Source organism: Cellulomonas chitinilytica (genome assembly GCF_016862675.1).
GTDB lineage: Bacteria > Actinomycetota > Actinomycetes > Actinomycetales > Cellulomonadaceae > Cellulomonas > Cellulomonas chitinilytica.
Genome location: NZ_BONK01000001.1, coordinates 256,745 through 280,676, shown reverse-complemented (window position 1 = coordinate 280,676; position 23,932 = coordinate 256,745). Strand labels below are relative to the sequence as shown.

The window sequence follows — 23,932 nt, the reverse complement described above, 5'->3', positions numbered from 1 at the left end:
GGGCCGGTCAACGGGCCAGGTGGGCGAGCTGCGCGTGCCGGACGTCGGCGCTCTGCCCCTGCACCAGCACGAACAGGGCCGACCGGGCGTGCAGCTGGGCGGTGTCGTCGTCGGCCAGGCCGCGGCCCGAGCGGGCGACGACGAGGGCCCGGGTGAGCGTGGTGAGCGCGTCGCCGCTGGCGACCTTCGTGGCGAGCCGCTCGTCGAGGCGGTGGCGGCCACCGCCGGCGGCGGCCGCCTCGTCGGTCAGCGCGTACGCCCGGGCGCGGATCTCGGCGACCCGCGGCCGCCACGTGTCCGCGACGGCGTGCGCGAGGGCGTGCGGTGAGCGCTCCAGCTCGTCGAGCACGGTGGCGGCGAGACCGAAGTGGTGGCTGCGCGCGTCGCTGGCGGTGCCGAGGTCCTCGAACCGGGTCTGCTCGAGGGACTTCGTCGAGAGCACGTGGTCGTCGGGCACGAACACGTCGTCGAGCAGGACGCGCTCGGTCCGGCTGCCGCCGACGGCGGCCAGGGTCAGCGGTGCCGCGACCCGGGTGCGCTCGCCGACGACGACGAGCGCGGTGACGACCTGCTCGGTGCGGCGCTCCACGGCGGCGACGGTGAGCGCCGAGCTGAGGCCCCAGCCGCTCACCCAGGAGATCGTCCCGCTGAACGTCCAGCCGCCGGGGACCCGGGTGGCCGCGACGTAGTGCTCGGGGAAGCGGCGTACGTCGCTGATCCCCGCGCCGAGCAGGACCTCGCCGCGCAGGACGCGCTCGGCGATCTCGGGCAGAGGCCGGTCCTGCGTGAGGGGGTCGGCCAGCCGGCCGGCGAGCGGGGCGTGCTGCGCCCAGACGAGCCACGTGTTGAAGCAGGCACCGGCGACGATCTCGTGCAGCCGCCGGTCCGTGGCTCGGTCGACGGCGAGCCCGCCGTACCGGGCCGGTGCCAGGTGGTGGAGCAGGCCGAGCGCGGCGAGCTCGTCGACCCGCTGCGCCGTGACGCCCTCGCGGTCGGTCCGCAGGGCCGTCGGTCGCAGGACCTCGTCGGCGTACCGGCGGACCCGGACCACCAGCGGGTGCGCGTCCGCGGCGTCGACGTCGTCGGCCGGCGCCGTCGTTTCCGTGCTTGATACAGCCATCGCCTGGTGTCCCCCCGCTGGTCGCCCCGCGGCCCGTCCATCCGTCGAACGGCTCCGCCCGCATGTCGGGACACCGTACTAAAGCCGATAGACATACTCCACATTTCCTGTCACTCTCCGTGCCCCGCCGGACGACCCCTCCGGACGGCCACCGGACGACCCCTCCAGACAGGACGTGGAACCGCGATGAGAAGCACCCGACTCCGTTCGCTGCTGGCCTCCGCCGCAGCCGTCACCGCCCTCGCGACGGGTCTGGCCGGGTGTGGGGGCTCGACGCCCGAGGCGGCGACCGAGACCACGGGCGAGCCCGTCTCCGGCGGCACCCTCACGTTCTACGACCCCGTCGAGTACACCGCGTGGGCGCCGACGAACTCGATCTGGTCCAACTCGCAGGTGAGCGGCAACCTCGCCGAGCGCCTCGTGTGGCAGGACCCGAAGACCGGCGACTTCAAGCCGTGGCTCGCCGCGTCGTGGGAGATCAGCGACGACCACCTGACGTACACGTTCACGCTCAAGGACGGCATCACCTTCAGCAACGGCGACCCGCTCGACGCCGAGACCGTCAAGCTCAACTTCGACCAGCACGGCCTCGGCGACAAGGCGCTCGGCATCCCGGTCGACCCGTTCTGGGGCGACTACGCGGGCACCGACGTGGTCGACGCCCTCCACCTGCAGGTCCGGCTCACCAAGCCGAACGCTGGCTTCCTGCAGATCCTGTCGAACTACCGGGCCAGCTCGATCCTGGGCAAGCCGTTCCTCGCGCTCGACCTCAACGGCCAGGGCAAGCTCGAGAACTGGGTCGGCACCGGGCCGTTCGTCGTCGAGTCGGTCTCGGGGACGACGGGCGTGACGCTGACGCGCCGGGCCGACTACGACTGGGCGCCCGAGGGCTCGGCGCACCAGGGCGAGGCGTACCTGGAGAAGGTCGTCTTCAAGACCGTGCCCGAGGCCAGCACCCGCGTCGGCGCCCTGCAGTCGGGGGAGGCGCAGGTCTCGCGCAACATCGCGCCGTACGACGAGGAGACGGTGACCTCGGGCGGCGGCCAGCTCGTCGCGATCCCGATCCAGGGCCAGACGAACGCCCTCACGGTCCAGCTCGACGCGCACGCGCCGACGCTCGAGAAGGACGTGCGGCTCGCGCTGCAGGCGGCCACCGACCGTGAGGAGATCAACGCGACGGTGCTCTCGCCGAGCTACCCCGTGCCGACGAGCCTGCTCGTGCAGGGGACACCGCTGCGCGGCGAGTCGAGCGACCACCTCACCTACGACCTCGACAAGGCGAAGTCGCTGCTGGACAAGGCCGGCTGGAAGGCGGGGACAGACGGGATCCGCGAGAAGGACGGCCAGCGCCTGCACTTCGAGATCTGGGTGGCCCCGTACTACCAGGTCTCCCAGGCGGTGCTGGAGCTGCTCCAGTCGCAGTGGAAGAAGGCCGGCGTCGAGCTGCACATCAACAGCGCGTCGCTCACCGAGTACGAGGCCGTGCAGGCGGCCCGCGGCGACACGTGGACGTTCGCGCAGGGCCAGTCGTCGACCGCCGACCCGAGCGTCCTGCGTGCCGCGTACGCCAGCTACCGGCAGAACTCCACGCACAACCCCACGCCCGACGCGACCCTCGACGAGCTGCTCGGCGCCCAGGCGCTCGAGTTCGACCCGGAGAAGCGCAAGGCCGCCGTCCAGGACATCGAGGACTACGTCCTCGAGCAGGGCTACTCGATCCCGCTGTACGACGAGACGCAGGTCTTCGGCCTCGCCCCCGACGTGCACGGGTTCGCCACCGAGTCGACGGGCCGCTCGTGGCTGTACGACACGTGGATCGGGCAGTAGTCGTGGGCCGCTACCTCGCCCGGCGCGGCGCGCAGGCGGTACTCGTCCTCTGGGCCGCCTACACCCTGTCGTTCGTGCTGCTCAGCGCCCTCCCCGGGGACGCCGTCACCAACCGGATCCAGAACCCCGAGGCGAACATCTCGCCCGAGGGCGCCCGGACCCTGCTGGCGTACTACGGCCTCGACCGGCCGCTGTGGGAGCAGTACGCGCACAGCCTCGTCGGGGCGTCCCGCGGGGACCTCGGCTACTCGCTGACGACCGCGCAGCCCGTGCGGGAGCTCCTCGCGAGCGCGCTGCCGTCGACCCTGCAGCTGACGTCGCTGGGCCTGGTCTTCGGCGTGCTGATCGCCGCCGTGGTCGCGGTGGCGACGAACTACGCGCCGTGGCGGTGGCTGCGCACCCTGACGGCGTCCGGTCCTGCGCTGTTCGCCTCGGTGCCGACGTTCGTCGCCGGCATCGTGGCCCTGCAGTACCTCTCCTTCCGGTACGGGCTGATCCCGTCGGTCGACGACGGCACGTTCCGGGCGCTCGTGGCCCCCGCGGCGACCCTCGGGCTCGTCGTCGCGGCACCGCTGTCCCAGGTGTTCGCCACATCGATCCGCACCACCCGGAGCCAGCCGTTCGTGCACGTCCTGCACGCCAAGGGTGCGCGGGAGGGCTACATCTTCCGCAAGGACGTGCTGCGCAACTCCTCGCTGCCGGTGCTCACCCTGCTCGGGCTGGCCTTCGGCGAGCTGATCGCCGGCTCGGTGGTCACCGAGTCCGTGTACGCCCGCAGCGGCGTCGGGCAGCTCGTCGTGGGGGCGGTCAACACGCAGGACCTGCCCGTCGTGCAGGGCGTCGTGCTGCTGTCGACGGCCGCGTACGTGCTGATCAACCTGGTCGTGGACCTCGCGTACCCGTTCGTCGACCCGCGGATCCTCGTCGACGGCGCCCCGCGGGGCGCGACCCGCCGACGCGCCCGGCAGCGCAGCGTCGTCGTCGAGCCGGCCGCCCCGCGGCTGCTCCCGGCCGAGGTGGTGATGCCATGACCACGGTCGTCGACACCGGCAGCGTCACCCGCCCGGGCACGGACCCGGCACCGGCCCTCGAGCAGCCGGCCGCACGGGAGCGCCCGCTCCCCGTGCGGGCGCTGGCCTGGCTCGGCGGCCACTGGACGCTCGTGCTCGCGGTCGCCGTCGTCGCGCTCGTGCTCGCGTGGGCCGTCGTGCCCGGGGCGTTCGCGAGCCACGACCCGCTCGCCGTCGACCCGGCCGGCAAGCTCCGGGCCCCGTCGGCCGAGCACTGGTTCGGCACCGACCAGCTCGGGCGCGACCTGTACTCCCGGGTCGTCCACGGGGCGCGCGCGTCGCTCAGCGGCTCCGCGATCGCGGTCGCCGTCGGGGCCGTCGTCGGGTCGCTGCTCGGTGCGCTCGCGGGCTGGTTCGGGGGCGTCCTGGACGCGGCGATCGGCCGGGGGATCGACGTCCTGCTGTCGATCCCGGGCTTCCTGCTCGCCATCACGATCGTCGTGCTGCTGGGCTTCGGGATCGTGCAGGCGGCGGTCGCGGTGGGACTCACGATGACCGCGACGTTCGCCCGCCTGATCCGCTCCGAGGTGCTCCGGGCCCGGACCAGCACGTACGTCGAGGCGGCCACCACGAGCGGCGCGTCCACGTGGGACATCCTGCGCCGGCACGTGGTGCCCAACTCGATCGCGCCGACGCTCTCGCTGGTCACCGTCCAGCTCGGCATCGCGATCATCTGGATCGCGTCGCTGAGCTTCCTCGGGCTCGGGGCGCAGCCGCCGGACCCGGAGTGGGGCCGGCTCGTCTCCGACGGCCGGAACTACATCGCGAGCCGCGGCTGGCTGACGCTGTGGCCCGGGCTGACCGTCGTGGCCGTCGTCCTCGCGACCAACCACATCTCGCACCACCTCACCCGCAGGGACGCGTCATGACCGCCGTGCTGTCCGTCGAGAACCTCACCGTCGGCTACCGGACCCGCGGCACCCTCGTCCCGGTCGTGCACGACGTCTCCTTCGAGGTCGAGCCCGGCCAGGTGCTGGCGCTCGTCGGGGAGTCGGGCTCCGGGAAGACGACGACGGGCCACGCCGTGCTCGGCCTGCTGCCGGGCAACGGGCAGGTGACCGGTGGCCGGATCCGGTTCCGCGACCAGGTGCTCACCGAGCTCGGGCCGCGGGGCTGGCGCGACGTGCGGGGCCGGGCCGTCAGCCTGATCCCGCAGGACCCGGGGGTCTCGCTGGACCCCGTGCGGCGGGTCGGGCACCAGGTGGAGGACGTGCTGCGCCTGCACACCGACCTCGACGCCCGGGCCCGCCGGGACCGGGTCCTCGAGCTGTTCGAGCTCGTGGGCTTCACCGACGTCGAGCGTCGCTACCGGCAGTACCCGGGCGAGCTGTCCGGGGGGATGCGCCAGCGCGTCCTCATCGCCTCCGCCATCGCCGTCGAGCCCGACCTGATCATCGCGGACGAGCCGACGTCGGGCCTGGATGCGACGGTGCAGAAGCAGGTGCTCGACCTCATCGACGACCTGCGCGCCCGCAGCGGCACGAGCGTGGTGCTCGTGACGCACGACCTCGGGGTCGCGGCCGACCGGTCGGACCTCCTCGGGGTCATGCAGCACGGCCGTCTCGTCGAGACGGGCCCGACGGCGCAGGTGCTCGCCGACCCGCAGCACGACTACACGCGGCGCCTGCTCGACAGCGTCCCGGCCCGGCTCGCGTCCGCGCGCGAGCGGGTGGAGGTCCCGGCGAGCCGGGAGGTCGTGGTCGAGGTCGAGGACCTGCGCAAGGTGTACGGGGACGTCGCGGCGGTCGACGGCACGTCGTTCGAGGTCAGGCGCGGCGAGACGTTCTCGATCGTGGGGGAGTCCGGCAGCGGCAAGTCGACGACGGCGCGCGTCCTGACGGGCCTCACGCAGGCGACGTCGGGCCGCGTGCGGCTGCTCGGGACGGACGTCACCGGCCTCGGCCGACGTGGGTTCCGCCCGCTGCGCCGGGACGTGCAGATCGTCTACCAGAACCCGTACGCGTCGTTCGACCCCCGCTTCGACGTCTACCAGGTCGTCGAGGAGCCGCTGCGCTCGCTGCGGGACCGCCCGCCCGGGTCCGGCGGGCGGTTCAGTGGGCGGTTCAGTGGGCAGTTCAGCGGGCGGCTCGGCGGGCGCCGGCCGCACGAGGACGAGGTCGTCGCGGCGCTGGAGGCGGCGGCGCTGCCCGCCGACGTCGTCCACCGCCACCCGCGGGAGCTGTCCGGCGGGCAGCGGCAGCGCGTGGCGATCGCCCGCGCGCTCGTGCTGGAGCCGAAGATCGTGGTGCTCGACGAGCCGATCTCGGCGCTCGACGTGTCGGTCGCGGCCCAGATCCTCGAGCTGCTGCGCACGTTGCAGGCCGAGCGGGACCTCACGTACGTGTTCATCTCGCACGACCTGGCCGTCGTGCGCGCGATCTCCGACCGGGTCGCGGTCATGCGCGAGGGCCGCATCGTGGAGCACGGGCCCGTGGAGCGGGTGTTCTCCGCGCCCGAGACGGACTACACGGTGCAGCTGCTCGACGCGATCGCCGGCCGACGCCTCACGGCCGGGGTGCCCTGACGCGACGACGACGGCGGGGCACCCGTGGTGGGTGCCCCGCCGTCGGTGGGCGAGCGGTCGGGTGTCAGGAGGAGGTGGCGCAGGTGTACGTGCCCTGCGTCACCGAGATCGTGCCCTCGAAGAGGGTGTCGAACTTGCCGGCGTCCTCGGCGGTCGCGAACGCGACGCCGACGCCGAGCGGGTCCGCGTAGCCGGTGAGGCCGGCGAGCTGCTCCTCGGCCCCGCTCTGGCAGGACGGGTCCCACGGCAGGGTGTCGTAGCCGACCTCGCCGAGCTTCTCGATCGTCGGCTGGACCTTCTGCGTCGCGCCGTCGCCGTTCTCGACGACGTCGGTCCACACGACCCAGAACGCGTCGGTGGTGGTGGCCGGGTCGATGGCCGTCGGCCACTCGACGGTCGTGCCGGCGGCGGTGGGGCTGCTCGGCGGTGCGTCGTCGGCGTCGTCACCGCCTCCGGTGCAGGCGGCGGTCGCGAGGACGAGCGAGGCGGAGAGCAGGAGGGCAGCAGCGGTGCTGCGTCTGTGCGGGCGCATGGGCGGGATCGTGACATGTCGGACACGCGGCGAGCGACGACGCGAAACGATTAGGCAACCGGCTCTCACCGGGCCCTCACGCGAGCGGGTGACGCCCGACCGGCGCGCGATCATCGGCTTCGGGCCGGTCGCTCGGGCTCGATTTCGCAGCGACCCCAGGGCCCGTGTAACCTTGCTCGCGCTGCCCCGATAGCTCAGTCGGCAGAGCGTCTCCATGGTAAGGAGAAGGTCAAGGGTTCGATTCCCTTTCGGGGCTCTGTGGTGTGACGCGGTTCCCGTTCCCCTCCGGGGGGCGGGGCCGGCACATCGACAGTGGCGGGGTAGCTCAGGTGGTTAGAGCACACGGCTCATAATCGTGGTGTCGCGGGTTCGAGTCCCGCTCCCGCTACCGCCAGGTGAACACGGTGCGTCGGCCGGCGCGCTGCAACAAGATCGCAAGCGCCGCAGCGGCGCGAGAGGTGGCAAGACCATGGCCAGCAAGAGCGCGGACGTCCGCCCGAAGATCACGCTCGCGTGCACGGAGTGCAAGGAGCGGAACTACATCACGAAGAAGAACCGTCGGAACGACCCCGACCGTCTCGAGATGAAGAAGTTCTGCCCGCGCGACGGCCGTCACACGGTGCACCGCGAGACCCGCTGACGTCGGTCAGCACGAGTCAGCGGCGAGTCGTCGAGGATGCCCGTCGACACGAGCTACGCGGGGCGTGAGTACCCGCCGAACGCCGCCTACGACGTAGGCCGGGAGAAGCTCCGGGAGTTCGCGAGCGCCGTCGGTGCGACGCACCCGGCGCACCTCGACCCCGAGGCGGCGCGGGCGTTCGGCCACCCGGACGTCGTCGCACCGCCGACGTTCGCCGTCGTGGTCGCGCAGCGCGCCGAGGCCCAGCTCTTCGAGGACCCGGCCGCCGGGATCGACTTCAGCCGGGTCGTGCACGCCGACGAGCGGTTCACGCACCACCGGCCGATCCACGCCGGCGACCGCCTCGTCACCGTGCTCCACGTCGACTCGATCGTCGAGCGTGCGGGCCTCGCGATGATCACGACCCGCGCCGAGATCGCGTCGCAGGACGGCGAGGCCGTCGCGACCGTCGTCTCGACGCTCGCCGTCCGCCCGGAGGAGTCCTGATGGGCGACCGCCCGCAGCCGGCCGACCTCGAGGTCGGCCAGGAGGTCGGCCGCCGCGAGGTCACCGTCGACCGCGCCCGGCTCGTCCGGTACGCCGGGGCGAGCGGCGACTTCAACCCGATCCACTGGAACGACCGCGTCGCGCGCTCGGTCGGCCTGCCCGACGTCATCGCCCACGGCATGTGGACCATGGGGGCGGCCGTTTCGGTCGTCGTCGACTGGGCCGGCGACCCGGGCGCCGTCGTCGACTACCAGGTCCGTTTCACGCGCCCGGTGCCCGTGCCCGACCCGGGGAGCGCCACCGTCGAGGTCGTCGCGGTCGTCGGGGCGCTCGACGCCGAGGCCGGGACGGCGCGGATCGACCTCACGGTCACGCTCGACGGCGTCCGGGTGCTGGGCAAGGCGCAGGCGGTCGTCCGGCTGGGCTGAGCCCGCCCGCACGGACCAGCGGCTAGGCCGGCACCGGTCCGGTCGTCGTCCCGATCCGCAGGCTCACGGGAAGCTCCCGGTAGGGCGGCATCTCGCCCGCCAGCAGGTCCTCCACCGCGTGCGCGACGGCCGCGCCCTTCTCGGCGAGCGGCTGCGCGACGGTGGTGAGGACGTCGGGCGCCAGCCACGGCAGGTCGAGCCCGTCGAAGCCGAGCACGGAGACGTCCTCGGGGACGCGCAGGCCGAGCTCCCGGGCGGCGAGGACGACCCCGCCGGCCAGCAGGTCGGACTGGCACACGATCGCGGTCGGCCGGTCGGGTGCGGACAGCAGCGCACGTCCGGCGTCGGCTCCGTGCTCGACGAGCGACGCGGGGGTCTCGTAGACGGCGACGGGGGTCACGCCCGCGTCGGTGATCCCGGCGAGGCGCCGGCTGGTGATCTCCCAGTCGAGCGCGGTCATCCGCTCCTCGTCGGCGACGCCCTCGCGGCGCTCCCGGTTGAAGGGGAGCGTCACGGTCGCGATCCGGGTGTGCCCGAGCTCGAGCAGGTGCCGGGTCGCCGTCGCGACGCCGCCGCGGTCGTCGATCCCGACGGTCGCCATGTCGGTGAACTGCTTGCCCTCGACGAGGACGGTGGGGATGCCGCGGCGTCGCAGGGACGCGAGCACGGGGTCGTCGGTGGTGCCGCCCCAGAGCAGCACGGCGACGTCCATCGCCGCCGACTCGACGAGCGGGTCGACCGTCGCGGCGGTGAGCTCGTCCGCACCGGGGATGAGCAGCACGCCCAGGCCGAGCGGGCCGATGGTGCCGACGAGGCCGTCGAGCACCTGGACGGACACCGGGTCACGGAACGAGCGGCGCAGGGCGTCGCCCACGACGACGCCGACGATCCCCGAGCGGCCCTGGCGGAGCTGGCGTCCGAGGGGGTTCGGGCCGGAGTAGTCGAGCTCGGTCGCGGCGTCGAGGACGCGCTGCCGGGTGGCGGCGGCGATCGGTCCGGCGCCGGAGAAGGCCAGGGAGGCGGTCGAGACGGAGACCTTCGCGGCGGCGGCGACGTCCGCGAGGGTCGGGCGCTGGGTCGACAGGGTGCACCTCCGGGTCGGCGCTCCCGGCGTCGCGCGGTCGCTCGGGGCGACCGGGGGCCGGGTGCGGCGTGCTCTTGCTCTGGGGCGTCGGGACGCGGGTCGCGCTGCCGGGCGCGACGGAGTGCGCGTGTTTGACGCGACGGCCAGCGTACCCGCAGTATGGACGCCTCCATCAAAACGATTCGACATCCCGTTCAAACCCTGCTCGAATCGATTCGACCCTCTCTGTCACGTCACGTCCCGACCGGAGCCTGCGTTGTCCCACCCCGCCCTCGCCGGGCACGTCCCCGCCATCGCCCGCGCCCGCTGGCTCCTCATGGGCCTGTTCGCGCTCACCGGCATCACGTTCTCGAGCTGGCTCGCGCGCATCCCGACCGTCCGCGACGCCCTCGACCTCTCGACGGCCGAGCTCGGCGGGATCCTGCTCATCGGCTCGCTCGGCGCGCTCGTCACCGTGACGTTCTCCGGGATGATCGTGCAGCGCTGGGGCAGCCGCACCGGCATGCTCGCCGCGACGTTCGTGCTCGCCGCCGCGTACGTCCTCATGGGCGTCGGACCGACCGTGGGCTCCGTCGCGGTGCTGTCCGCGGGCATCTTCCTCAACGGCGTCGCGATCGCGCTCGGCAACGTGCCGCTCAACGTCGAGTCGTCGCGCATCGAGCGCGCGATGGGCCGGACCGTGATCCCGCAGTTCCACGCCGGGTTCTCGATCGGTGCCGTCCTCGGTTCCGCGCTCGGGGCCGCCGCGTCGCACGCGGACATCTCCGTCGCGCTCCAGTTCTCCGTGGTCGCCGCCGTCGCCGTGGTGTGGCGGCTCGCGTCGCTGCGCGGTGTCGTGCTCGACGACGCGATCACCCCGCGCCCGGTCCGGCAGGCGGCGACCCCGCTGGACGGGCAGGCCCGGGTGGGCCGCCGCCGCCGGATCGCGACCGCCCTCGACTCCTGGCGGGAGCCCCGCACGCTCCTCATCGGCGTCGTCATCATGGCCGCCGCCCTGTCCGAGGGCTCGGCCAACGACTGGCTGTCGCTCGCGGTCGTGGACGGGTTCGGCCGGTCGGAGGCCGTCGGGGGTGCCGTCCTCGGCGTCTTCGTCGGGGCGATGACCGTCGTCCGCCTCCTCGGCACCCGGCTCATCGACCGGTTCGGGCGGGTCGTCGTCCTGCGGGCGTCCGGCGCCGTCTCGATCGTCGGGCTCCTGCTGTTCGGGTTCGCCCCCTCGCTGACGCTCGCCGGGGTCGGTGTCGTCGCCTGGGGCTTCGGCGCCGCCCTCGCCGTGCCGATCGGCATCGCCGCCGCGTCCGACGACCCGCTGCGCGCCGCCGGGCGCGTCGCCGTCGTCTCGTCGTTCGCGTCCGTCGCGTCGATCGCCGCCCCGCCGCTGCTGGGGATCGCCGCCGGGGTGACCGGTGCCCGGCACGCGCTCGTGCTGATCGTCGTCGCGATGCTCGCGAGCGTGCTGCTCTCGCGCAGCGTCGCGCACCGGACCGAGCAGGCGGAGGCCATCCCGGCTCCGGTGCTCGACGACCTGCCTGCCCTCGTCCCCGCCGAGCCCGACAGCCTCGCGGTGCTCGTCGCCCGACGCGCGGCCGTCCGCCCGGGGGAGCACGCACCCGACGAGCGGGCGCACGCCGCGCACGCCTGCTGACCCCGCCCGCACGCCGCAACCCTGACATCCTCGAGGGGGACACCGATGACCGAGCCGCACGCCGGAGGGCCGATGACGACCGACGACCGGTCGGTACCGAGCCCAGGCCCGTCGCGACTGGTGCAGCGCGCGTCGCTGGCCGTGTTCGTGGTGTTCATCCTCAACGGGTTCAACTTCGCGACCTGGGCATCGCGGCTGCCGGCCATCCGTGACGGGCTGGGGTTCAGCCCGGGGGAGATGGGCGTGCTGCTGCTCGTCGCGTCGGTCGGGTCGCTCCTGTCGCTGCCCGTGTCCGGGCTCGTCGTCGAGCGTCTGGGCGCTCGCCGCACCGTGCTCGGCTTCGCGGTGCTCAACGCGACCGGGCTGGTCGTCGCGTCCGTCGGGGTGGCCATGGACCAGGTGGTCGTCGTCGGTCTCGGGCTCGTGCTGTTCGGCGTGGGCACCGGCGTGTGGGACGCCGCGATGAACCTCGAGGGCGCGGCCGTCGAGCAGGGCCTCGGTCGCACCGTCATGCCGCGGTACCACGCCGGCTTCTCGTTCGGCACGGTGGCCGCCGCCGCGATCGCCGCGGTCGCCGCCGGGCTGCACGTCCCCGTCGTGGTGCACATCCCGATCGCCGTGGTGCTCTCCGTCATCGGCGTCGCCTTCGCGGTCCGGTCCTTCCTGCCCGCCGACGACGAGCACCCCCACGCCGTCGCCGCCCCCAGCACGGGCACCACGGCCGACCCGTCCACCACGACGCCGCGCGGCGCGCGCGGGGCGCTCGCGGCGTGGCTCGAGCCGCGGACGCTGCTCATCGGGCTCGTCGTGCTCGCCGCCGCCCTCACCGAGGGGGCCGCGAACGACTGGGTGAGCCTCGCGGTCGTCGACGGCTTCGACACCGGCCACGCGCTCGGCGCCCTCGCGTTCGGCGTCTTCGTCGCCGCGATGACGGGGATGCGCTGGTTCGGCACCGCGCTGCTCGACCGGTTCGGGCGGGTCGCCGTGCTGCGCCTGTGCGCGGTCCTCGCGATCGTCGGCCTGCTCGTGTTCGGCCTGTCGGGCCAGCTGTGGGTCGCGCTGCTCGGCGTCGTCGCGTGGGGTGCCGGTGCGGCGCTCGGCTTCCCGGTCGGCATGAGCGCGGCGTCCGACGACCCGGCGCGTGCGGCGGCGCGGGTGAGCGTCGTGTCGACGATCGGGTACAGCGCGTTCCTCGCGGGGCCGCCGCTGCTCGGGCTGCTCGCCCAGCACGTCGGGTACCGCCACGCGCTGCTCGCGATCCTGGTGCCGATCGTGCTGGGCCTGCTCGTCGTGAACGCCGCCGCGCCGCTCAAGCGCCCCGCGACGGAGCAGGCGACGGCCGAGGACGGCGAGCCCGCGGTCTAGCCTGGTCCGGTGCAGCCCACGGCGACGAACTCGGTGACGACCTCGGTGACGACCTCGGTGACGACCTCGACGTCCACCCCCGCGCTCGCGGACCTCACCACCTTCCGGGTCGGTGGCCCCGCGTCGCGGTACGTGGAGACGACGACCGAGCGCGAGCTCGTCGAGGCGGTCCGGGCGGCGGACGACGCGGGCGAGCCGCTGCTCGTCGTCGGCGGCGGCTCGAACCTGCTCGTGTCGGACGCCGGGTTCGACGGGGTCGTGGTGCGGGACGTCCGCACGGGCATCGACGTCCCGGACCACTCGGCGTGCGCCGGCGTGACGTACACGGTCCCGGCGGGCACGCCGTGGGACGAGGTCGTCGAGCAGGCGGTGACGCACCGGCTGGTCGGCCTCGAGGCGCTGTCCGGCATCCCGGGCTCGACGGGCGCGACGCCCGTGCAGAACGTCGGCGCGTACGGCCAGGAGGTCGCGCAGACGATCTCGACCGTCCGCGTGTGGGACCGGGCGCGCGGCCGCGTGCGGACCCTGCCGCTCGTCGACCTGAAGTTCGGATACCGCACCTCGCTGCTCAAGCGGTCGATGCGCACGGTGGACCCGGCCGACCCGCGCTCGCCGTGGCACCCCACCCCGCGGTACGTCGTCCTCGACGTGACGTTCCAGCTCCGCCAGGGCACGCACACCCGGTCGATCGACTACCCGGAGCTCGCCCGGACGCTGGGCGTCGGCGTCGGGGAGCGAGCCCCGATCCTCGACGTGCGGGCCGCGGTGCTCGAGCTGCGCGGCCGCAAGGGCATGGTGCTCGACCCCGCCGACCACGACACCTGGAGCGCCGGGTCGTTCTTCACCAACCCCGTGCTGGCCGCGGAGTCGGTGCCGGAGGGCGCACCCCGGTTCCCCGCGACGGACGGGCTGGTCAAGACGAGCGCCGCCTGGCTCATCGAGCACGCGGGGTTCTCGCGCGGCTTCGGTGCCCCGGGGCCTGCCGCGCTCTCGGCCAAGCACACGCTCGCGCTGACCAACCGCGGGGGAGCGGACGCCGCCGACCTCGTCGCGCTCGCGCGTCAGGTGCGCGACGGGGTCCGCGAGGCGTTCGGCGTGGTCCTGGAGCCCGAGCCGGTGCTGGTGGGCGTCACGCTCTGAGGCGCGACGTCCTCGGGGCCGAGCAGCGCACCGCGGACGAGCGCGACCGCCTCGGCGTCGTCCAGCCCGGCGGCCCGCACAGCCGCGACGTACACCTGTGCCGCCCGACGGGCGACGTCCGTTGGCACGGACGCGCCCGCCGCCACCACCGTGCCCGCCCGGCGGCGCGTCTCGACGACCCCGTCGGCCTCCAGCTCGTGGAAGGCGCGGGCGACGGTGCCGGGGGCGAGGCCGAGATCGGTGGCGAGCGCCCGGATCGTCGGGAGCCGGTCGCCCGCGACGAGCCGCCCGGCGGCGACGTGCGCGACGACCTGCGCGCGGATCTGCTCGTACGCGGGGACGCCCGACGTCAGGTCGACCTCGAGCTGCGCCGTCATGAGACGCGCGGCCGCGCCGCGGCGGCGACGGCGGGACCGAGGCGGGGCGGGGCGTCGAGGCGTGGGGTGCGCGACGCACCGACCGCGACGACGACGGCGACGACCGGGATCGCCAGGGCGACCAGCAGCCCGGCGAGCGCGACGCCGGCCGAGCCGCCCAGGGCCTGCGTCCAGCGCGGCTCCACGCCGCGTACGCAGTTCGCCGCGAAGAACAGGCACCCGGCGAGGGTCCACGCGACGACGAGCTGCCCGCCCGCGAGGACCCGCCGGGCCGAGACGCGGCGCAGCGCCCAGTCGTCGGCGGGGTCCGTGTCGGCGACGGCGGCGCGCCGGACGACGAGGGCCAGCACGGCGACGCACAGCAGCACGACGACCGCGGTCGCCACGGCGATGACCTGCCCGTAGTACCAGCCGGGGAACGGGCCCCCCGTCGACCTCGAACCGTCGGCGTGCACCGCGGACAGCGACCGCCCGTCGGCCTCGGCGGCAGCGGCGCTGGTCGCGAGGAGCGCCGCCAGCAGGACCGTCCACGTGGCCGTCAGCGCGGTGAGCGCCCGCGGCGCGACGTCGCGGAACCCGCGCCGGACGAGCGGTGCCCGCCGGACCGCCCCGTGCGGGCGCGGCCAGGTGAGCTCGCCGACGAGATGGACGAGCAGGAACGCGGTGCCGGCGACGGCAGGGACGGTGCCGAGGAAGGCGCCGGTCGCGATCCCGTGGAGGTGGGGCGTCGTGGTCTTCGCCACCAGCACGGGGACGGGCACGAGCACGGCCCAGGCAACCACCGTGACCCGGTGGGCGTGCCGCTCGGCCGTCCCGAACGCCTCCGAGCGGGTGGCGGGCCCGGCCGTGCGGACCGGCCGGAGCACGACGGCGACACCGAGCAGGAGGACGAGCACGAGCAGCAGGGGCAGTGCGCCGGACATCGTCGCTCCTTGTGTCAATGAATCAACTGATTGACACAATCGCGCGCACGGCGGCCCGCCGTCAAGCGCTCAGCCAGTCGTTCACCCCGGCGAGCAGCCGCGCCCGCACGTCGTCCGACGCGCGGCTCGCTCGGATCGACGACCGCGCCAGGTCCGCGAGCAGCTCGTCCGTGAACCCGTGCACGTCCCGGGCGAGCTCGTACTGCGCGAGCAGCCGGGACCGGAACAGCAGCGGGTCGTCGGCCCCGAGAGCCACCTGCGCCCCCGCCTCGACGAGCACCGCGAGAGGGACCTCGTCGGCCGACCGGTACACGCCCAGCGAGACGTTCGACGCGGGGCACACCTCCAGCGCGACCCCCTCGTCCACGACCCGCCCCAGCACCCGCGGGTCCTCGACCGACCGCACCCCGTGCCCGAGCCGGTCCGGACGCAGGTGCTCGACGACGTCCTCGACGTGCGCCGGGCCGAGCAGCTCGCCGCCGTGCGGCACCGACGCCAGACCCGCACGACGGGCGATCGCGAACGCGGGCGCGAACTCGGAGGTCTCGCCGCGGCGCTCGTCGTTGGACAGCCCGAACCCGACCACCTGACCCGGTCCGTCGCCCGCGTGGTGGGCGGCCAGCCGCGCGAGCGTCCGCGCCTCGAGCGGGTGCCGCATGCGGGAGGCCGCCACGACCACGCCGACGTCGACACCGGTCGCGACCGACGCCTCCCGGGCGGCGTCCAGCACGATCTCGATCGCGGGCGTGAGCCCACCGACGAACGGCGCGTACGACGTCGGGTCGACCTGGATCTCCAGCCGCCCGGATCCTTCCGCGGCATCGTCGGCCGCCGCCTCGGCGACGATCCGGCGCATGTCGGCCTCCGACCGGACGCAGGCGCGCGCCGCGTCGTACAGCCGCTGGAACCGGAACCAGCCGCGCTCGTCGGCCGGCACGTGCAGCGGGTCGTCCTCGAGCAGCGCGGCCGGCAGGCGGATGCCGTGCTCCGCCGCGAGCTCGGCGAGCGTCGCCGGCCGCATCGAGCCCGTGAAGTGAAGGTGCAGGTGAGCCTTCGGCAGCAGGGCCAGGTCGCGCATCGGGACAGTGTGCCAGCGGTGCGCCCCGGGGCGGCTCAGGCTCAGGCCGTCGCGTCCACCAGCCGGTACCCGACCCCACGGACCGTGTCGAAGTGCTCCGGACCCACCTTGCGGCGCAGGTACCGCACGTACACGTCGACGACGTTGCTGCCCGGGTCGAAGTCGTACCCCCACACCTCGGACAGCAGGCGCTCCCGGGTCAGCACGTCGCCGGGGTGGCGCAGGAAGGTCTCCGCGAGCGCGAACTCCCGCGCGGACAGGTCGACCTCCTGGCCGCCGACCCGGATCCGCCGGGTGCGCAGGTCGAGCTGCAGCGGACCGTGGGACAGCACCGACGGCTCGCCCGCCACCGCCGACGGCTGGGCCCGCAGCCGCAGCCGCACCCGGGCCAGGAGCTCCTCGAAGCGGAACGGCTTGGCCATGTAGTCGTCGGCCCCCGACTCGAGGCCGGTGACGGTGTCCGTCACGGACGAGCGCGCCGTCAGCACGATGACCGGGACCGTGCGGCCCGACTCCCGGAGCCGGCGCAGCACTTCGAACCCGTCCATGTCGACGAGCCCGAGGTCGAGCACGAGCAGGTGCACGCCGCCGGCCTCGACCCGCGCGATCGCCTCGGCGCCGGACGTCACCGCGGTCGCCTCGTACCCGGCGGCCCGCAGGCCCTTGGCGACGAACGCGGCGATCCGCTCCTCGTCCTCCGCGATCAGGATGTGGGTCATCGGTTCTCCACGAGCTGGGGGACGGGTGGGGTCTCGCCGTCGACGAGGTCGACGGCCGGGAGGTCGAGCACGAACACCGCACCCGGGCCGGCGTGCGGCGGCGGGTGCTCGAGGAAGACGCGGCCGTGGTGGGCCCGTGCGATGGCGGCGACGATCGGCAGGCCGAGCCCGGCGCCGTGCGGGTTGCGGTCCGCCTGCCCCCGGTGGAAGCGCTCGAACACACGCTCCTCCTCCTCGGGCGGCACGCCGGGGCCCTCGTCGCGGACCCACAGCAGCAGCCGGTCGCCCGCGACCTCGCTGCCCAGCCGGACCACGGAGCCCGGGACGGTGAAGCGGTGCGCGTTGGCGAGGAGCTGCAGCCAGGCCTGGGTGACCCGCTGGGCGTCGAGCTGCACCGTCACGTCGGCCCGCGCCACGACGACCCACTGCCGGTTCCCGAGCACGCGCGCCTTGTCGTGCACGTCGTCGGTCAGCCGGCCGACGTCCGTGGGTGCGAGCCGCACGAAGTCGGGACGGTCCGCGGTCGCCAGCGTCATCAGGTCGTCGACGAGGCGGTGCATCCGGTCGAGCTCGTCGAGCGTGAGGGCCTGCGTGGCGCGCACGTCGCTCGCGTCCTCGGGGTCCATGAGCTCCAGGTGGCCGCGCACGATCGTGAGCGGCGTCCGCAGCTCGTGCCCGACGTCGTCGAGCAGCTCCCGCTGCGACCCGAACGCCAGCTGGAGCCGGTCGAGCATCGCGTTCACGGTGCGTGCGAGGTCGGACAGGTCGTCCTTCCCGCTGACGTCGATGCGCTCCGACAGGTCGGACTCGGTGACCCGGCGGGCGGTGTCCCGCAGCAGGCGCACCGGCCGCAGCAGGCGCCCGACGACGAACCACGCGACCACCGTCGTGAGCGCGAGCGCCGCGATCCCGACCTCGACGTACGACACGTACGTCTCGCGCAGGGCGCGCATCTCGGCACCGCGGTCGAACGCGACGACGAACAGCCCGCGCCCGGGGGAGTGCGACACGTGCACGGGCACCGCGACGAACCGGTACTCGGCGGTCGCCGTCCGCAGGGTCCGCGGAGCGATGTCCGGGCCGAACCAGCGGGTCGCCAGGTAGTCGACGAGCTCCTCGTCCTGCCCGAGGGGGAGCGCCTGCGTCTCGGGCGCCGCCTGCCACACGAGCTCGTCGTCCACCAGCGTGACGACCCCCTCGTTCCGGCCGGGCACGCGGGTCCGGACCGACTCCTTGAGCAGCGCGTTGAGGTCCATCGCCGGGTGGTCCGTGCTCGACCCGGCCGCCTCCTCGACGGTCCGCAGCGCGGTGACGGCCCGGGCGAGCGAGTTGTCGATCCGGGCGTCGACCTGCCGGACCTGCAGCCCGTAGGCGGTGCCGCCCGCGATCAGCACGGTGAGCCCGGCGAGCGCCACCACGGCCGTGAGGATCCGGGCCCGGACGGTGAGGTGGGCGCGCGGGTTGGCCGGCACCGAGGCGTCCCCGGTGCGGGGTTCCCCCTCGACGTCCGCGCGCACGGGGGACAGTATGGCCCGCCCGTTTCACCCGGTGAAGGCCGTGGCCCGGGGCCGCGCCGGACGTTCGCCCGGTCGGCCCTGGGCCGTCCGTCGGCTCAGCCGGCCTCGGACAGCAGCTTCTGGATCCGCCCGACGCCCTCGACGAGGTCCTCGTCGGCGAGCGCGTACGAGAGCCGCAGGTACCCGCTCGGACCGAACGCCTCGCCCGGCACGACCGCCACCTCGACCTCGTCCAGGATCAGCGCCGCGAGCTCGGCCGACGTCCGCGGCGTGACGCCCCGGATGGTGCGGCCCAGCACGCCCTCGACCGACGGGTAGACGTAGAACGCGCCCTGCGGGGCGGGGATCGTCACGCCGTCGATCGCGCCGAGCATCTCGACGATCGTCCGGCGGCGCCGGTCGAACGCGAACCGCATCTCCTCGACCGCGGCGAGGTCGCCGGACACGGCGGCGATCGCGGCCCGCTGCGACACGTTCGCGACGTTCGACGTGAGGTGCGACTGCAGGTTGGTCGCCGCGGCGATGACGTCCTTCGGCCCGATCATCCAGCCGACCCGCCAGCCGGTCATCGCGTACGTCTTCGCGACACCGTTGAGCACGATCGTCGTGTCGGCGAGCTCCGGCACCACCCGCACGATCGGCGTGAACACCGAGTGGTCGTACGTGAGGTGCTCGTAGATCTCGTCGGTGATGACCCAGATGCCGTGCTCGAGCGCCCACCGGCCGATCGCCGCGGTCTGCTCGGGCGAGTACACGGAGCCCGTCGGGTTCGACGGCGAGCAGAACAGCAGCACCTTGGTGCGGGGCGTCCGCGCCGCCTCGAGCTGCTCGACGGTCACGAGGTAGTCCTGCTCGACGCCCGCGAACACCTCGACGGGCACGCCGCCCGCGAGCCGGACGGCCTCCGGGTACGTGGTCCAGTACGGCGCCGGCAGCAGCACCTCGTCGCCCGGGTCCACGATCGCGGCGAACGCCTGGTAGACGGCCTGCTTGCCGCCGTTCGTCACGAGGACCGACGACGGCGCGACCTCGTACCCGGAGTCGCGCAGCGTCTTGGCGGCGATCGCCTCGCGCAGCGCGGGCAGGCCGGCGGCCGGGGTGTACCGGTGGTTCGCGGGGTCCTTCGCGGCGGCGACGGCGGCGTCGACGATGTACGACGGCGTCGGGAAGTCCGGCTCGCCGGCGCCGAACCCGATCACCGGCCGGCCGGCGGCCTTCAGCGCCTTCGCCTTCGCGTCGACCGCGAGCGTCGCCGACTCGGCGATCGCGGCGAGGCGTGCGGAGACGCGGGGACGGGGGGCGGACGGCTCGGTCTGGGCGCTCACGGCGTCCATAGTGGCAGAGGTCACGCGTCGTCGTCGGCGCCATATCGACGGCTGATCGGGCGCGGTTCGACCGAGGGGCGCTCGTCGCGTACAGTGGTCCCCCGGCGGTTGACGTCCGCCATGATGAGCCGTGCCCGAGCGGGGTCCGTGGATCCCGGGGGAACGTCCGTCGGACCCCCAGCGGGAGCACTCCGACGGTCGGTGCGCGGACCGTCGTGGCGGTGAAGGCCGTCGTAGGGCAGTGGCGCAATTGGTAGCGCAGCGGTCTCCAAAACCGCAGGTTGCAGGTTCGAGTCCTGTCTGCCCTGCGCACGCGGTCCGACCCGAACGGGTCGGCAGCGAGCAGGATCGCCGGACGGTCCGGCGCGACGCGTCGGCCGTCCGTCCGCCGGGTCCCGCACGGGGCCGGGCGGTCACCACGAGACGTAGGGGCCTGACGTGAGCGAAACAGCACCGGCTGCGGCGTCCGACGCCGAGGGTTCGGCGTCGCGCACCCGCGCGCCGAAGGCGGCCGGCAAGGACACCAAGCGCGGGCTGTTCTCGCGCATCGGGCTGTTCAACCGTCAGGTGATCGCCGAGCTCAAGAAGGTCGTGCGTCCCACGCGCTCGGAGCTCATCACCTACACGAGCGTCGTGCTCGTGTTCGTCGCGGTCATCATGGCGTTCGTCACCGTGGTCGACCTGGGCGTCGGCAAGCTGACCTTCTGGGTCTTCGGGGCCTGACGTCGTCGCGGCCCTCCGGCCGCCGGGCAGCGGGCGTGTCGCCGCGCCACCCACAAGCACAAAAGGCTGAGAAAGCAGGTTCGCACGTGTCGCAGGAGTCGCAGGAGCCCACCACGGCTGCCGAGACAGAGCTCGAGGACGCCCTGGCGTCGGTCGAGGCGGTCGAGGTGCCCGCAGGTGACAGCGACGTCGCCGACGTCGCCACCGACGAGGTGGACGCCGACGAGGCTGCCGACGCCGTCGCGGACGCCGAGGACGCGGAGGACGTCGCGGACACCGAGGACGTCGCGGACGCCGAGGACGTCGTCGACCCCGACGAGGACCCGGTCGCCGCGTTCAAGGCCCAGCTCCGCCGGCTGCCCGGCGAGTGGTACGTCATCCACTCGTACGCCGGCTACGAGAACCGCGTGAAGGCGAACCTCGAGAACCGCACGCAGAGCCTCAACATGGAGGACTTCATCTACCAGGTGGAGGTCCCCATGGAGGAGGTCGTGGAGATCAAGAACGCGCAGCGCAAGGTCGTCAAGCGCGTCCGGATCCCCGGCTACGTCCTGGTCCGCATGGACATGACCGACGAGTCGTGGGGCGCAGTCCGCCACACGCCGGGCGTCACGTCGTTCGTCGGCCACACCCACCAGCCGGTCCCGCTGACGCTCGACGAGGTCTTCTCGATGCTCGCGCCGGTGCTGGCCCCCAAGACCCCCGCGGCCGCCGCCACCACCAAGGCCGCCTCGCAGATCCAGGTCGACTTCACGGTCGGCGAGTCCGTCACGGTCACCGACGGCCCGTTCGACACGCTGCCCGCGACGATCTCCGAGATCAACGCCGAGAACCAGAAGCTCAAGGTCCTCGTCTCCATCTTCGGCCGGGAGACCCCGGTCGAGCTCTCGTTCAGCCAGGTCGCCAAGATCTGAGCCTGAGCACCTCCCCGCTCCGCGGGGAAGTCGTTTGCAACCGGGTCATCGCCCACGGCGTCGGCCCACGAGAAGGACGGAAGGCATCATGCCCCCGAAGAAGAAGGTCACCGGCCTGATCAAGCTCCAGATCAAGGCCGGCGCCGCCACCCCCGCGCCGCCGATCGGTCCGGCGCTGGGTCAGCACGGCGTCAACATCATGGAGTTCTGCAAGGCGTACAACGCGGCGACCGAGGCCCAGCGCGGCAACGTCATCCCCGTCGAGATCACGGTGTACGAGGACCGCTCGTTCACCTTCATCACGAAGACGCCGCCCGCCGCGGAGCTCATCAAGAAGGCCGCCGGTGTCGCCAAGGGCTCGCCCACGCCGCACACCGTCAAGGTCGCCACGCTGACCAAGGCGCAGATCAGCGAGATCGCGAGCACCAAGCTCGAGGACCTCAACGCGAACGACCTGGCCGCCGCCGAGAAGATCATCGCGGGCACCGCCCGTTCGATGGGCATCAAGGTCGAGGGCTGACGTACCTCGCGTCTTGCACGACCCCCGGTCCGAGCATGCTCGGACCGGGGCGCACGAACAGCGAGCCGACCAGGACCGCTGAGAAGTGAGTGGCAGGGCCGTGTGCGGCCCGCAGACCACGGCTGCTGAACAAGGAGAACAAGCAGATGGCCAAGCACAGCAAGGCGTACCGCAACGCCACCGAGAAGATCGAGGCCGGCAAGGTCTACAGCCCCCTCGAGGCCGTCCGACTGGCGCAGGCCACGTCGACGACCAAGTACGACGCGACCGTCGAGGTGGCCTTCCGCCTCGGTGTCGACCCCCGCAAGGCGGACCAGATGGTTCGTGGCACGGTCAACCTGCCGCACGGCACGGGCAAGACCGCGCGCGTCATCGTGTTCGCCACGGGTGAGCGCGCCGAGCAGGCCCTCGCGGCCGGCGCCGACGAGGTCGGTGGCGACGAGCTCATCGACAAGGTGGCCAAGGGCTACACGGACTTCGACTCCGCCGTCGCGACGCCGGACCTCATGGGCAAGGTCGGTCGACTGGGCAAGGTCCTCGGCCCGCGCGGTCTCATGCCGAACCCGAAGACCGGCACCGTGACGATGGACGTGGCCAAGGCCGTGTCGGACATCAAGGGCGGCAAGATCGAGTTCCGCGTGGACCGTCACGCGAACCTGCACTTCATCATCGGCAAGACGTCGTTCTCCGACGTCAACCTGGTGGAGAACTACGCCGCGGCGCTCGACGAGATCCTGCGTCTGAAGCCGTCCGCCTCGAAGGGTCGCTACATCACGAAGGCGACCGTCTCGACGACGAACGGCCCCGGCATCCCGCTGGACCAGAACAAGACCCGGAACCTCACGTCCGAGGACGACGCCGCCTGACGCAGCGTCTCCCCGGCGCGTGACGCGCCGGACCGTGCGGTCGACGAAGGCCCGATCCCCCCTGCGGATCGGGCCTTCGTCGTCTGACCGTGCTGGTCCTGAGGCGGTGCGACCGGGTTCATCGCCGGCCGGCGAGCTCCAGGGGCCGGGTCCACAGGCCGGTGAGCCACGCCTGCACCTCGGGGCCCTCGGGACCGGCCAGTGCGAGCTGCGCACTCCACTCGATCGCGGTGGCGACGGTGCGGGCGACGGCCATCGTCGGGGTGGGGACGGCGTTGCCGCCGAGCGCGAGGTACTCGTCGAGGAACAGAGCGACCGGGTCGAGGCGCCACACCGGGTCGAGCGCGGGTCCGAGCGCGATCGCGACCCAGTCGAGGGCCGTCGCGACGTCCCACCGTGGGTCGCCGGTGCCGCTGCGAGGCTGCCCGCACGGCGGCTCCTGCTCGGCGTCCTCATGGTGCGCGGCGCCGAGCAGGGTGGCGCGCGTGATGCCGTGCCGGCGGGTGACGACGACCTCGTCGCCCGTCGGGTCGCCGTGCGTCCACTGGGCCGCGGTCCAGTCCGCCCGTGTGCGGCGCAGCGCGCGCAGGACGCCGGGGTGGGCCCGGACGGCCCAGATCGGGCCGGTCTCGGCGGGCAGGGTGTCGAGCCAGTCAGGCAGGGGCTCCGTGAGGACCCAGGGGACGTCGGCCACCGGGGTGGCCGGGGTGACCGGTGTGCGGTGCAGCCGGACGAGCGCCGCGGCCCAGGCCCCGAGCAGCGCGCGCAGGTCCGACTGCAGCGCGAGCAGCGGGCCGTAGTGCGCCATCCGGGCGACGACGGCCTCGAGCTCGCGGACGAGCGGTTGGGGCTCGGCCTCGGCGAGGTCGTCCGCCGGAGGGACGAGCGCGTGCCGGGCGGGGTGCTCGCCCGGACCGTCGCACACCCGGTCGGGTCGCGCCTGGACCGCTCCGGGCTGGTCGACGAGGGCGACGACCTCGGGCGACGGGCCTGCGGCGGCGTGCCGGCCGACCACGGGCTCGAGCGCCTCGACCCGCGCGGGCCGACGGCGGTCCACCCAGGGCCCTTCGACGACGACGGACGTCACGTGCGTACCTCCTCGATCGTGG

24 protein-coding genes and 3 tRNA genes are annotated in these 23,932 nt (G+C 73.7%); 17 read left to right on the top strand and 10 right to left on the bottom strand.

Going from position 1 to position 23,932, the window contains the following annotated elements; translation table 11 throughout:
* Nucleotides 1-7: 7 nt before the first annotated feature.
* The gene (locus tag Cch01nite_RS01355; protein WP_203747573.1) at nucleotides 8-1,120 is read right to left on the bottom strand and encodes an acyl-CoA dehydrogenase family protein; all 1,113 of its coding nucleotides are present in this window, start codon (nucleotides 1,118-1,120) and stop codon (nucleotides 8-10) included.
* A 186-nt stretch (nucleotides 1,121-1,306) separates the two neighbouring features.
* On the opposite strand from Cch01nite_RS01355, the gene Cch01nite_RS01350 reads away from it, so the two are divergent.
* The 4 genes from Cch01nite_RS01350 to Cch01nite_RS01335 are packed head-to-tail and all read left to right on the top strand — an operon-like array spanning nucleotide 1,307 to nucleotide 6,541.
* Nucleotides 1,307-2,947: an ABC transporter substrate-binding protein gene (locus tag Cch01nite_RS01350; RefSeq protein ID WP_203747570.1), complete on the top strand. Its 1,641-nt coding sequence runs from the start codon at nucleotides 1,307-1,309 to the stop codon at nucleotides 2,945-2,947.
* 2 nt (nucleotides 2,948-2,949) lie between these two features.
* A complete protein-coding gene (locus Cch01nite_RS01345) occupies nucleotides 2,950-3,978 on the top strand; it encodes an ABC transporter permease (RefSeq protein WP_203747568.1) in 1,029 nt (342 codons plus the stop codon).
* Nucleotides 3,975-4,886 (top strand): ABC transporter permease, encoded by a 912-nt coding sequence (locus Cch01nite_RS01340; protein ID WP_203747566.1) that lies wholly within the window; start codon nucleotides 3,975-3,977, stop codon nucleotides 4,884-4,886. The genes Cch01nite_RS01345 and Cch01nite_RS01340 overlap by 4 nt, the downstream gene beginning before the upstream one ends.
* Entirely contained in the window at nucleotides 4,883-6,541 is a 1,659-nt protein-coding gene (locus Cch01nite_RS01335) for a dipeptide ABC transporter ATP-binding protein (RefSeq protein WP_203747564.1), read from the top strand. Before Cch01nite_RS01340 ends, Cch01nite_RS01335 begins: the two co-directional genes overlap by 4 nt.
* A gap of 64 nt (nucleotides 6,542-6,605) precedes the next feature.
* On the opposite strand, the gene Cch01nite_RS01330 is transcribed toward Cch01nite_RS01335, so the two are convergent.
* Nucleotides 6,606-7,073: a hypothetical protein gene (locus tag Cch01nite_RS01330; RefSeq protein WP_203747562.1), complete on the bottom strand. Its 468-nt coding sequence runs from the start codon at nucleotides 7,071-7,073 to the stop codon at nucleotides 6,606-6,608.
* A 183-nt stretch (nucleotides 7,074-7,256) separates the two neighbouring features.
* Here Cch01nite_RS01330 and Cch01nite_RS01325 point away from each other — a divergent pair.
* The 5 genes from Cch01nite_RS01325 to Cch01nite_RS01305 all read left to right on the top strand — a co-directional run bounded on the left by Cch01nite_RS01325 (nucleotide 7,257) and on the right by Cch01nite_RS01305 (nucleotide 8,627).
* Nucleotides 7,257-7,329: transfer RNA gene (locus tag Cch01nite_RS01325), tRNA-Thr, on the top strand.
* A 58-nt stretch (nucleotides 7,330-7,387) separates the two neighbouring features.
* Nucleotides 7,388-7,461 (top strand) — tRNA-Met (locus tag Cch01nite_RS01320).
* A gap of 81 nt (nucleotides 7,462-7,542) precedes the next feature.
* A complete protein-coding gene (rpmG, locus tag Cch01nite_RS01315; protein ID WP_203747560.1) occupies nucleotides 7,543-7,713 on the top strand; it encodes a 50S ribosomal protein L33 in 171 nt (56 codons plus the stop codon).
* Nucleotides 7,714-7,749: 36 nt separating this feature from the next.
* Complete coding sequence (locus Cch01nite_RS01310) at nucleotides 7,750-8,199, top strand: MaoC family dehydratase N-terminal domain-containing protein (protein ID WP_203747558.1); 450 nt, start codon at nucleotides 7,750-7,752, stop codon at nucleotides 8,197-8,199.
* Nucleotides 8,199-8,627, top strand: a complete 429-nt coding sequence (locus Cch01nite_RS01305; RefSeq protein WP_203747556.1) for a MaoC family dehydratase — start codon at nucleotides 8,199-8,201, stop codon at nucleotides 8,625-8,627. The genes Cch01nite_RS01310 and Cch01nite_RS01305 overlap by 1 nt, the downstream gene beginning before the upstream one ends.
* 22 nt (nucleotides 8,628-8,649) lie before the next feature.
* Here Cch01nite_RS01305 and Cch01nite_RS01300 read toward each other — a convergent pair whose 3' ends face one another.
* Nucleotides 8,650-9,711, bottom strand: coding sequence for a LacI family DNA-binding transcriptional regulator (locus tag Cch01nite_RS01300; RefSeq protein WP_239069768.1), 1,062 nt, complete (start codon nucleotides 9,709-9,711; stop codon nucleotides 8,650-8,652).
* Nucleotides 9,712-9,967: 256 nt separating this feature from the next.
* On the opposite strand from Cch01nite_RS01300, the gene Cch01nite_RS01295 reads away from it, so the two are divergent.
* From Cch01nite_RS01295 to Cch01nite_RS01285, 3 genes are all read left to right on the top strand, one after another.
* Nucleotides 9,968-11,356 (top strand): MFS transporter, encoded by a 1,389-nt coding sequence (locus Cch01nite_RS01295; protein ID WP_239069712.1) that lies wholly within the window; start codon nucleotides 9,968-9,970, stop codon nucleotides 11,354-11,356.
* A gap of 72 nt (nucleotides 11,357-11,428) precedes the next feature.
* Nucleotides 11,429-12,721: an MFS transporter gene (locus Cch01nite_RS01290; protein ID WP_203747551.1), complete on the top strand. Its 1,293-nt coding sequence runs from the start codon at nucleotides 11,429-11,431 to the stop codon at nucleotides 12,719-12,721.
* A gap of 57 nt (nucleotides 12,722-12,778) precedes the next feature.
* On the top strand, nucleotides 12,779-13,861 hold the full coding sequence (locus tag Cch01nite_RS01285; RefSeq protein WP_203748105.1) for a UDP-N-acetylmuramate dehydrogenase: 1,083 nt from the start codon (nucleotides 12,779-12,781) through the stop codon (nucleotides 13,859-13,861).
* On the opposite strand, the gene Cch01nite_RS01280 is transcribed toward Cch01nite_RS01285, so the two are convergent.
* From Cch01nite_RS01280 to Cch01nite_RS01255, 6 genes are all read right to left on the bottom strand, one after another.
* Nucleotides 13,783-14,238 (bottom strand): GntR family transcriptional regulator, encoded by a 456-nt coding sequence (locus Cch01nite_RS01280; protein ID WP_203747548.1) that lies wholly within the window; start codon nucleotides 14,236-14,238, stop codon nucleotides 13,783-13,785. The two genes, Cch01nite_RS01285 and Cch01nite_RS01280, sit on opposite strands and share 79 nt — an antisense overlap.
* Complete coding sequence (locus Cch01nite_RS01275; RefSeq protein WP_203747545.1) at nucleotides 14,235-15,161, bottom strand: hypothetical protein; 927 nt, start codon at nucleotides 15,159-15,161, stop codon at nucleotides 14,235-14,237. Before Cch01nite_RS01275 ends, Cch01nite_RS01280 begins: the two co-directional genes overlap by 4 nt.
* Nucleotides 15,162-15,222: 61 nt before the next feature.
* A complete protein-coding gene (locus Cch01nite_RS01270; RefSeq protein WP_203747544.1) occupies nucleotides 15,223-16,239 on the bottom strand; it encodes an adenosine deaminase in 1,017 nt (338 codons plus the stop codon).
* A 41-nt stretch (nucleotides 16,240-16,280) separates the two neighbouring features.
* On the bottom strand, nucleotides 16,281-16,958 hold the full coding sequence (locus Cch01nite_RS01265) for a response regulator transcription factor (protein ID WP_203747541.1): 678 nt from the start codon (nucleotides 16,956-16,958) through the stop codon (nucleotides 16,281-16,283).
* A complete protein-coding gene (locus tag Cch01nite_RS01260) occupies nucleotides 16,955-18,475 on the bottom strand; it encodes a sensor histidine kinase (RefSeq protein WP_203747538.1) in 1,521 nt (506 codons plus the stop codon). Before Cch01nite_RS01260 ends, Cch01nite_RS01265 begins: the two co-directional genes overlap by 4 nt.
* 95 nt (nucleotides 18,476-18,570) lie before the next feature.
* The gene (locus tag Cch01nite_RS01255) at nucleotides 18,571-19,809 is read right to left on the bottom strand and encodes a pyridoxal phosphate-dependent aminotransferase (protein ID WP_203748102.1); all 1,239 of its coding nucleotides are present in this window, start codon (nucleotides 19,807-19,809) and stop codon (nucleotides 18,571-18,573) included.
* 226 nt (nucleotides 19,810-20,035) lie between these two features.
* Here Cch01nite_RS01255 and Cch01nite_RS01250 point away from each other — a divergent pair.
* From Cch01nite_RS01250 to rplA, 5 genes are all read left to right on the top strand, one after another.
* Nucleotides 20,036-20,108, top strand: a tRNA-Trp gene (locus tag Cch01nite_RS01250).
* A gap of 130 nt (nucleotides 20,109-20,238) precedes the next feature.
* Nucleotides 20,239-20,523: a preprotein translocase subunit SecE gene (gene secE, locus Cch01nite_RS01245; protein WP_203747535.1), complete on the top strand. Its 285-nt coding sequence runs from the start codon at nucleotides 20,239-20,241 to the stop codon at nucleotides 20,521-20,523.
* 86 nt (nucleotides 20,524-20,609) lie between these two features.
* Entirely contained in the window at nucleotides 20,610-21,437 is an 828-nt protein-coding gene (gene nusG / locus Cch01nite_RS01240; protein WP_203747532.1) for a transcription termination/antitermination protein NusG, read from the top strand.
* Between the two features lie 88 nt (nucleotides 21,438-21,525).
* Entirely contained in the window at nucleotides 21,526-21,957 is a 432-nt protein-coding gene (gene rplK / locus Cch01nite_RS01235; protein WP_055912123.1) for a 50S ribosomal protein L11, read from the top strand.
* Nucleotides 21,958-22,103: 146 nt separating this feature from the next.
* A complete protein-coding gene (gene rplA, locus Cch01nite_RS01230) occupies nucleotides 22,104-22,823 on the top strand; it encodes a 50S ribosomal protein L1 (protein WP_203747530.1) in 720 nt (239 codons plus the stop codon).
* 118 nt (nucleotides 22,824-22,941) lie between these two features.
* Here the strand turns inward: rplA and Cch01nite_RS01225 are convergent, their stop codons facing one another.
* Nucleotides 22,942-23,910 (bottom strand): phosphotransferase, encoded by a 969-nt coding sequence (locus Cch01nite_RS01225; protein ID WP_203747528.1) that lies wholly within the window; start codon nucleotides 23,908-23,910, stop codon nucleotides 22,942-22,944.
* Nucleotides 23,911-23,932 lie beyond the last annotated feature (22 nt).